Here is a 7,645-nt window from a genome sequence, read left to right as displayed (position 1 = left end):
GAGTCGCCCCTTTCCCGTCCGCGAGTCGCCCGCCCGACCGCGCGAGTCGCCCGTTCCGCGTGCGGCAGCGGGCGCAGTGCACTGCGCCGTGGAGCGGACCGCAGACCCGCCGGCACTGCACTGAAGAGCCGATGTGCCGGCACGGCGGCCGCGCGTAGCGTGTCCGGTCAACTCTGTGCGGCAGTGCCGACACCGGGCCGCCGTCCGGCCGCCCGGCCCGCCACGCCCGCTCTCGGAGCAGGCAGCCAGGCAAAGGGGCCGAACCCATGGACGTCGCCACCCGTGACGGCTCGCAGGAACATCTGCCGGACGCCGCCGTGACCGAGCTGATGTACCGGCTGAGGGGTTCGCTCGTCACGGCCGAGGATCCGGCGGCCGCGGCCGAGCCGTGCGAGGTGTGGAACGCGATGCACGCGGACCGGCCCGCGGTATCGGCCCGCTGCTCCGGAACCGCCGACGTCGTGGACGCGGTGAACTTCGCCCGCGACCACGGGCTGCTGCTGGCGGTCCGCGGCGGCGGCCATTCGGTGGCCGGGTTCTCGACGGCCCGCGACGGCATGCTCGTCGACCTCTCCGCGATGCGGGGCGTGCAGGTCGATCCCGACCGCCGGCTGGTGCGGGTGCAGGCCGGAGCCCTGCTCGGTGACGTCGATCGCGAGACCCAGGCCTTCGGCCTGGCCACCCCGCTGGGCCGGGTCTCCGAGACGGGCGTGGCCGGGCTGACGCTGGGCGGGGGCTACGGGCACCTCCAGAACCGGCACGGGCTGTCCTGCGACAACGTCGTGGCGGCGCAGGTGGTGTGCGCCGACGGCACGATCCGCACGGCTTCCGCAGGCACCCACCCCGACCTGTACTGGGCCATCCGCGGGGGCGGAGGCAACTTCGGGATCGTCACGTCGTTCACCTTCCGGCTGCACCCGCTGGGCCCGGTGGTGGCGTTCGCCGGCACGTTCTACCCGCTCGAGGACCTCGCGGACGTCGAGCGCCGGTGGCGGGACCATGTCGTCTCCACACCCGACGCGGTCACCTCGTTCATCGTCACGATGACGTTCCCCGCCGCTCCCGGGATGCCCGACGTGGTCCACGACCGGCCGGTCGCGATCGTCGGCGGGGTGTACTCCGGGAACCCGGACGAGGGCATGCGGGTCATGCAGCCCCTGCGCGAGCTGGGCACGCCGCTGTTCGACATGTCCCAGCCGATGCCGTACTCCGTGGTGCAGGCGGCGTTGGACCCGATCTTCCCGCGCCGGACGCTGCGCGCGTACTGGAAGTCGCAGTACCTCGACGAGCTCACCGACGACGCCGTCGACGCCATCGCCGGGCGGGCGCTCGACCGGCCCGCCCCGCAGACCCTGGTCAACACCTTCCACATCGGTGGTGCCGTGCATGCCGTGGGGCCGGAGGAGACCGCCTTCGCGGAACGGTCCTCCCCGTTCATGGTGTCGGTGGACACGATGTGGACCGACCCGGCGCAGGACGCCTCGGCGATCGCCTGGGGCCGCGCCGCGTGGGAGGAGCTGGGCAAGTTCGGCAACGGCAACGTCTTCCTGAACTTCACCGGCCTCGCCGACGAACCGGTGCAGGCGGGGGTGGACAGCGCGTTCGGGCGCAACCTGCGACGCCTCGGGCAGATCAAGGCGGTGTACGACCCGGAGAACCTGTTCCAGGTGAACAACAACATCGTGCCCACGCCGTAGGGCGCGTCACACGTCGTACGCCTCGGGGTCGCGCGCGAGCACCGAGCGCCCGCCGTCGACCGGGACGGTGGCACCGGTGACGAAGCTCGACTCGTCGGACAGGAGGTGGGCGATGGTGGCGGCGACCTCGTCCGGCCTGCCGACCCGCCCGACGGGATGCAGGAGGCGCATCTCCTCCTCCACCCGGGCGGCGGCGGCCGGCCCGAGCTCGCGCAGCAGGGCCGTGTACCGCTCGGTGGTGACCGAGCCCAGCGCCACCGCGTTCACCCGCACCCCGCGGGGCCCGTACTCGACCGCGGCGGCTCGCGTCAGCCCTTCGATCGTGGCTTTCGCGGTGACGTACGGCGTGCAGCCGGGTACCGCGCGCCCGGCCTGGTGGGAGGACACGTTGACGATCGCCCCGCCGGTGCCGGCCGCGAGGAAGCGCCGGACGGCGACGGTGCAGCCGACCACGGCCGGTGCGAGGTTGGCCGCCACCAGGTCGAGGACGTGACTCGCCGGTGAGCTGTGGAGGGAGGCGTCGCGGAACACCGCGGCGTTGTTGACCCAGCCGGTGAGCGGGGCCAGCTCCTCCGCGCGGTCGGCGGCGTGCTCGGACACCGCCTCGTCACCGGCGTCGCCGACGACCCCGACCGCGGCGGGGTGCCCGGCGAGCCAGCCCGTGGCCGCGGGATCGAACTCGACGGCGACGACGTGGCCGCCGTCGCGCAGGAGCCGCTCGACCACCGCTCGTCCGACGCCGCGGCCGCCACCTGTGACGACGTAGGAGCGGGCCGCGTCGCTCCTCGTCACCCGCACCACCCTAGGACCGGACGAACCGGCCACCGCGGGGCACTGTGACCGATGTTGCAAATCCGTGATGTGCACCCGGATGCAGCAATGGCACCCGCCGCCCGAGGACCCGTCGAAACACGCAGTGAGCAGGAAGGCGGGCGGGCCTACCCGATCGGCGGCAGGCTAAACCTCTGCGTGACCGGATTCATGATCCAGGGCGGCGGAGCAGAGGCTCGGGTTGCCGCATCGTCGGCGATCAGCATGCGTCGCTGTTACCTTCCTGCAACATGGCTGCACCTGCTACGCCCTCAGCTGCCGCCGTCGGAGGCCCTGGAGGGGTGACGATCTGTCGCCCGGACGTGGACGACGGAGTCGATTGCTGGCGGCTCGCCGCGAATACCCGGGTGCTCGACGTCAACTCGCGCTACGCGTATCTACTGTGGTTCCGGGACTTCGCCGCGACGTCGATCGTCGCGAAAGCGGGCGACGCGGTCATCGGTTTCGTCACCGGTTACCGGCGTCCGGACGAGCTGCACACACTCGTCGTCTGGCAGGTCGCGGTGGCCGAGGAGGCCCGTGGCTGCGGATTGGGCGCGGCGATGCTCGACGGCCTCTTCGGCGCCGTGCCCGACGCCGACCACCTCGAAGCCACGATCACGCCCGACAATTCGGGATCGATCGCTTTGTTCACTGCATTCGCCGACCGGAACCGCGCCGACATCCGGCGCAGCGAACTGTTCGGCCCCGAGCTTCTCGGGGCTTCTCACGAACCCGAGATCCTGTTCAGGATCGGTCCGGTCGAGCGTCGAAACCCCTGGGACGAGGGATGAGGAGTAATGACCGTCTTCGACGATCTGGAGTCCGAGGTCCGGAGCTACTGCCGCAACTGGCCGGTGGTGTTCGACACCGCGCAGGGTGCACGCCTGAATGACGTCGACGGTCGCTCCTACCTGGACTTCTTCGCCGGCGCCGGTGCTCTCAACTACGGGCACAACCCGCCGCAGCTGAAGGAGCCGTTGCTGGAGTACCTCCGCCGGGACGGCGTCACGCACGGTCTCGACATGTACACCGTGGCCAAGGGTGAGTTCCTGCACACATTCGAGGAGCTCGTGCTGAGACCGCGCGGGCTCGACTACAAGGTGCAGTTCCCCGGGCCCACCGGGGCCAACACCGTCGAGTCGGCGCTGAAGCTGGCCCGCAAGATCACCGGCCGCGAGTCGGTCATCAACTTCACGAACGCCTTCCACGGGATGACCCTCGGCGCGCTCTCCGTCACCGGCAACTCCATGAAGCGCGGCGGCGCCGGAATCCCTCTCGTGCACGCCACGCCCATGCCGTTCGACAACTACTTCGACGGCACGGTGCCCGACTTCCTATGGCTGGACCGCCTGCTGGGCGACGCCGGCAGCGGCCTCAACGAGCCGGCCGCCGTCATCGTCGAGACCGTTCAGGGTGAGGGTGGCATCAACCCGGCCAGGGTGGAATGGCTGCAGGGCCTCGCCGACCTGTGCCACCGGCACGAGATCCTGCTGATCGTCGACGACGTCCAGATGGGGGTGGGGCGGACCGGCCCCTTCTTCTCCTTCGAGATCGCCGGAATCCAGCCCGACATCGTCTGCCTGTCGAAGTCGATCAGCGGCTACGGCCTGCCGATGGCGCTCACATTGATCAAACCCGAGTACGACCAATGGGGTCCCGGCGAGCACAACGGCACCTTCCGGGGCAACAACCTCGCATTCGTCACCGCCGCTGCGGCGCTGCGCGAGTTCTGGTCCGATGACGTCATGGAGCGTTCCACGCTCGCGAAGGGCGAGCGCATACACGACACACTCGAGGAGCTGGCCGGCACAGCGCGTGACGGCACGCTCGTACCCAAGGGCCGGGGGCTGGCCAGGGGCCTGTGTTTCGCGCAGCCCGGGCTGGCGGCCAAGACCTGCGCCGCGGCGTTCGAGCGCGGGCTGCTGATGGAGACGGCGGGGCCGTCGGACGAGGTCATGAAGATCATGCCCCCGCTGACCATCACGGACGCCGAGCTGGAGGAGGGCCTGACCGTGGTGCGCGAGTCGGTCGGGGCCACGCTCGAGGGGGCGGCGGCATGATCGTGCGCACCCTGGAGGAGATCACCGACACCGAACGCGACATCCGCACCGAGCACTGGCGCAGCAAGCGGATCGTGCTCGCCGGTGACGGGGTCGGCTTCTCGTTGCACGAGACCGTGCTCGACGCCGGCTCGGTCAACGACTTCTGGTACGCCCACCACATCGAGGCCGTCTGGGTCATCGAGGGCGAGGGCGAGCTGTACGACAAGGACAACGACGTGACCCACCGGCTGCAGCCGGGATCGGTCTACGTGCTCAACGGCAACGAACGCCACCAGCTGCGACCGCGGACGCGGATGCGCACGGTGTGTGTGTTCAACCCGCCCGTGACGGGGCGCGAGGTCCACGACGAGAACGGCGTGTACCCGCTGATCGTCCCGGCCGTGGAGGAGGAGGCTTCCTGATGACGTTGCTCGACACGACCACGGCCGACCGCTACCCCACGCGCGTGGCGGACCGGCCCTCGCTGATCGAACGCGTCGAACCCACGGTCTGGGGCGGTACCGAGGTGCCCGGCCCCCTGTCGTCCGACGAGCTCGCCGCGCACGACCGCGACGGCTTCGTCACCGTGCCGGAGCTGCTCACCCCCGACGAGGTGGCCGCGTACAGCGCCGAGCTCGACCGGCTGGCCACGGACCCGCGGATCCGCGAGGACGAGCGCACGATCGTCGAGAAGAGCTCGCGGCAGGTGCGCTCCGTCTTCGAGGTGCACCGGATCAGCGACGCCGTGGCCGCGCTCGTCGCCGACGAGCGGGTGGCCGGCCGGGCCCGCCAGATCCTGGGCTCGGACGTCTACGTCCACCAGAGCCGCATCAACTACAAGCCCGGGTTCGGCGGGGGCGGCTTCTACTGGCACTCCGACTTCGAGACCTGGCACGCCGAGGACGGCATGCCGGCACCGCGAGCGGTGAGCATGTCCATCGCCCTCACCGAGAACCATCCGCACAACGGCTGCCTGATGATCATGCCCGGCTCGCACCGCACGTTCGTCGCGTGTGTCGGCGAGACACCGGCCGACCACTACAAGGAGTCGCTGCGCGAGCAGGAGATCGGCACCCCCGACCCGGAGAGCCTCACCACCCTCGCCGACCGGCACGGCATCGCCATGCTGACGGGCCCGGCCGGGTCGGCCACGCTGTTCGACTCCAACTGCATGCACGGCTCGGCCGACAACATCACCCCGTACGCGCGGTCGAACATCTTCGTGGTGTTCAACAGCGTGGACAACGGGCTGACCGAGCCGTTCGCGGCGCCGGCACCCCGGCCGTCCTACATCGCGGCCCGGGAGATCACGCCGATCCCGCGCTGAGCGCGGGCGTCACAGAGCGGGCTGACCGCCGCCGTCGAGGGGCAGCAGGTCGGGGCGCTTGGGCACGAACCCCTCGCCGGTGCGGTGACCGCGCATCCGCCTCCGGACGTAGGGCATGACGAAGTCGCGCATCCAGACCAGGTCCTCGCGCTGGCGGTGCCGCCACGGCGCGGGGACGGCGGCCGGCAGCGGCGCGCGCCAGTCCTCGACGACGGGCTCGCCGAGCGTCTCCAGCACGCGCAGCGCGACGCGGCGGTGCCCCTCGGCGGTGAGATGCAGCCGGTCCCTGCCCCACGTGCGGGGATCCGCCAGCGGAGCCATGCCCCAGAGGTCGACGACCGTGCTGCCGTGGCGCTCGGCGCTGGCCCGCATGAGCTCGTTGTAGCAGGCCACCCGGCCGCGCAGGCGGCGGATGATCGGGTGCATCCGGCCCAGGTCGAAGCCGGTGAAGACGAGAACCTGCGCTCCGGTGGCGGTGACCCGCTCCAGCGCGGAGTCGAACCGGCGCGCGAGGTCGTCGGTGTCGCAGGTGAAGCGGATGATGTCGTTGCCACCGGCACAGAACGCGATCATGTCGGGGCGCAGGCGTTCGGCCACGGGAAGCTGGTCGTCGACGATCTGGTCGAGCAGCTTGCCGCGCACGGCGAGGTTGGCGTAGCGGAACCCCGGCCTGCTGGCGCCCAGCCGCTCCGCGACGCGGTCGGCCCAGCCGCGCGGCGTGCCGTCCGCCCGCCAGTCGTCCAGGCCTTCTGTGAAGCTGTCACCGAGCGCCACGAAACTGTTGACTGCCACGTCACGCCCTTCGTTAAGGTCCGCTTCACCCTCTCGACGGGTGCAGATCGCTCCAATATCACCCAGGACCGGCGATCCGCGCCACCGTCCGCCGGGTGATGTGCTGTGTGTACAACGACATGAAGCACTCACGAGGGCCGAGATAGGGCACCCTGACTTCGTGGCTCGTCGCAAACCGAACCCCGACGCCTCGCTGGCGGAGATCCTCGGTGGCCACGGCGCGGCGGTGGACGCGACCGTTCCGGTCGTCGCGTTCGTACTGGCGTTCACGATCGCCGACGCCGTGGCGTGGGCCTCGCCGGTGGCCTGGGCCGGTGGCGCGGCCGTGCTCGCCGCCGCGGTCATCGGCGTGGTGCGCATGCTCGGCGGCAAGCGCCCGCGTGCCGTGCTGCTGGGCCTGCTCGGCGTGGCGGTGGCGGCGCTGGTGGCGCTCTACACCGGGCGCGCTGTCGACTTCTTCCTGGTCCAGATCGTGTCGAACGCGGCGAGCGCGCTCGTGTGGGCCGTCTCGATCGTGATCAGGTGGCCGCTGCTCGGCGTGGTGGTGGGCACCGCGCTCGGCCAGCGCACCCGGTGGCGCCGCGACCCGGACCTGCTGCGCGGCTACCAGCGGGCCAGCTGGGTCTGGGTGGGCCAGTACCTCGTGCGGCTCGCGGTGTTCGTGCCGCTGTACCTCGCCGACGCCGTGGTCGCACTGGGCATCGCGCGGTCGGTGCTCACCTGGCCGCTCGTGGCACTGTGCGTTGCGCTGTCCTGGCCGGTGCTCCGTTCGGCGTTGCCGCCGGGACACCGCGGACTGCGCCATCCGGAGGACGGCGCGGAGGGTTCCCGACCGTCGACGTGAAGGCGGTCACCAACGGTGGCCATCCGGAGCGATTCAGACGCCCGGAGCGTTGAGAATCATGGACGTTCGACAGCCCGAAGATGTGATCGCCGACAGGAGCCATGCCTCAGTTCCCCAGCGCCCCCCGTCC

Annotated in this window: 8 protein-coding genes; 6 read left to right on the top strand and 2 right to left on the bottom strand. The window is 71.0% G+C overall.

The window, feature by feature from the left end; translation table 11 throughout:
- Positions 1-266 precede the first annotated feature (266 nt).
- Entirely contained in the window at positions 267-1,697 is a 1,431-nt protein-coding gene (locus HF577_RS35840; RefSeq protein ID WP_169400446.1) for an FAD-binding oxidoreductase, read from the top strand.
- Positions 1,698-1,703: 6 nt separating this feature from the next.
- Here HF577_RS35840 and HF577_RS35835 read toward each other — a convergent pair whose 3' ends face one another.
- On the bottom strand, positions 1,704-2,489 hold the full coding sequence (locus HF577_RS35835; RefSeq protein ID WP_169400445.1) for an SDR family NAD(P)-dependent oxidoreductase: 786 nt from the start codon (positions 2,487-2,489) through the stop codon (positions 1,704-1,706).
- A 341-nt stretch (positions 2,490-2,830) separates the two neighbouring features.
- Between HF577_RS35835 and ectA the strand changes: the two genes are divergently transcribed.
- From ectA to thpD, 4 genes are read left to right on the top strand one after another with little or no spacing between them, the layout of a single operon-like run.
- Complete coding sequence (gene ectA, locus HF577_RS35830) at positions 2,831-3,301, top strand: diaminobutyrate acetyltransferase (protein ID WP_312859601.1); 471 nt, start codon at positions 2,831-2,833, stop codon at positions 3,299-3,301.
- 6 nt (positions 3,302-3,307) lie between these two features.
- The gene (gene ectB / locus HF577_RS35825) at positions 3,308-4,570 is read left to right on the top strand and encodes a diaminobutyrate--2-oxoglutarate transaminase (protein WP_169400443.1); all 1,263 of its coding nucleotides are present in this window, start codon (positions 3,308-3,310) and stop codon (positions 4,568-4,570) included.
- A complete protein-coding gene (locus tag HF577_RS35820) occupies positions 4,567-4,974 on the top strand; it encodes an ectoine synthase (RefSeq protein ID WP_169400442.1) in 408 nt (135 codons plus the stop codon). Before ectB ends, HF577_RS35820 begins: the two co-directional genes overlap by 4 nt.
- Positions 4,974-5,879, top strand: a complete 906-nt coding sequence (gene thpD / locus HF577_RS35815) for an ectoine hydroxylase (protein ID WP_169400441.1) — start codon at positions 4,974-4,976, stop codon at positions 5,877-5,879. The genes HF577_RS35820 and thpD overlap by 1 nt, the downstream gene beginning before the upstream one ends.
- Before the next feature lie 9 nt (positions 5,880-5,888).
- Here the strand turns inward: thpD and HF577_RS35810 are convergent, their stop codons facing one another.
- Entirely contained in the window at positions 5,889-6,671 is a 783-nt protein-coding gene (locus HF577_RS35810; protein WP_312859600.1) for an SGNH/GDSL hydrolase family protein, read from the bottom strand.
- A gap of 160 nt (positions 6,672-6,831) precedes the next feature.
- Here HF577_RS35810 and HF577_RS35805 point away from each other — a divergent pair, with 160 nt between their 5' ends.
- The gene (locus HF577_RS35805) at positions 6,832-7,515 is read left to right on the top strand and encodes a DUF3159 domain-containing protein (protein WP_312859599.1); all 684 of its coding nucleotides are present in this window, start codon (positions 6,832-6,834) and stop codon (positions 7,513-7,515) included.
- The last annotated feature ends 130 nt before the right edge of the window (positions 7,516-7,645 follow it).

Source organism: Pseudonocardia xinjiangensis, from assembly GCF_012911925.1.
In the GTDB taxonomy this organism is placed as follows: domain Bacteria; phylum Actinomycetota; class Actinomycetes; order Mycobacteriales; family Pseudonocardiaceae; genus Pseudonocardia; species Pseudonocardia xinjiangensis.
The sequence above is the reverse complement of the archived record's forward strand: the minus strand, read 5'-3'. Positions and strand labels throughout refer to the sequence as shown.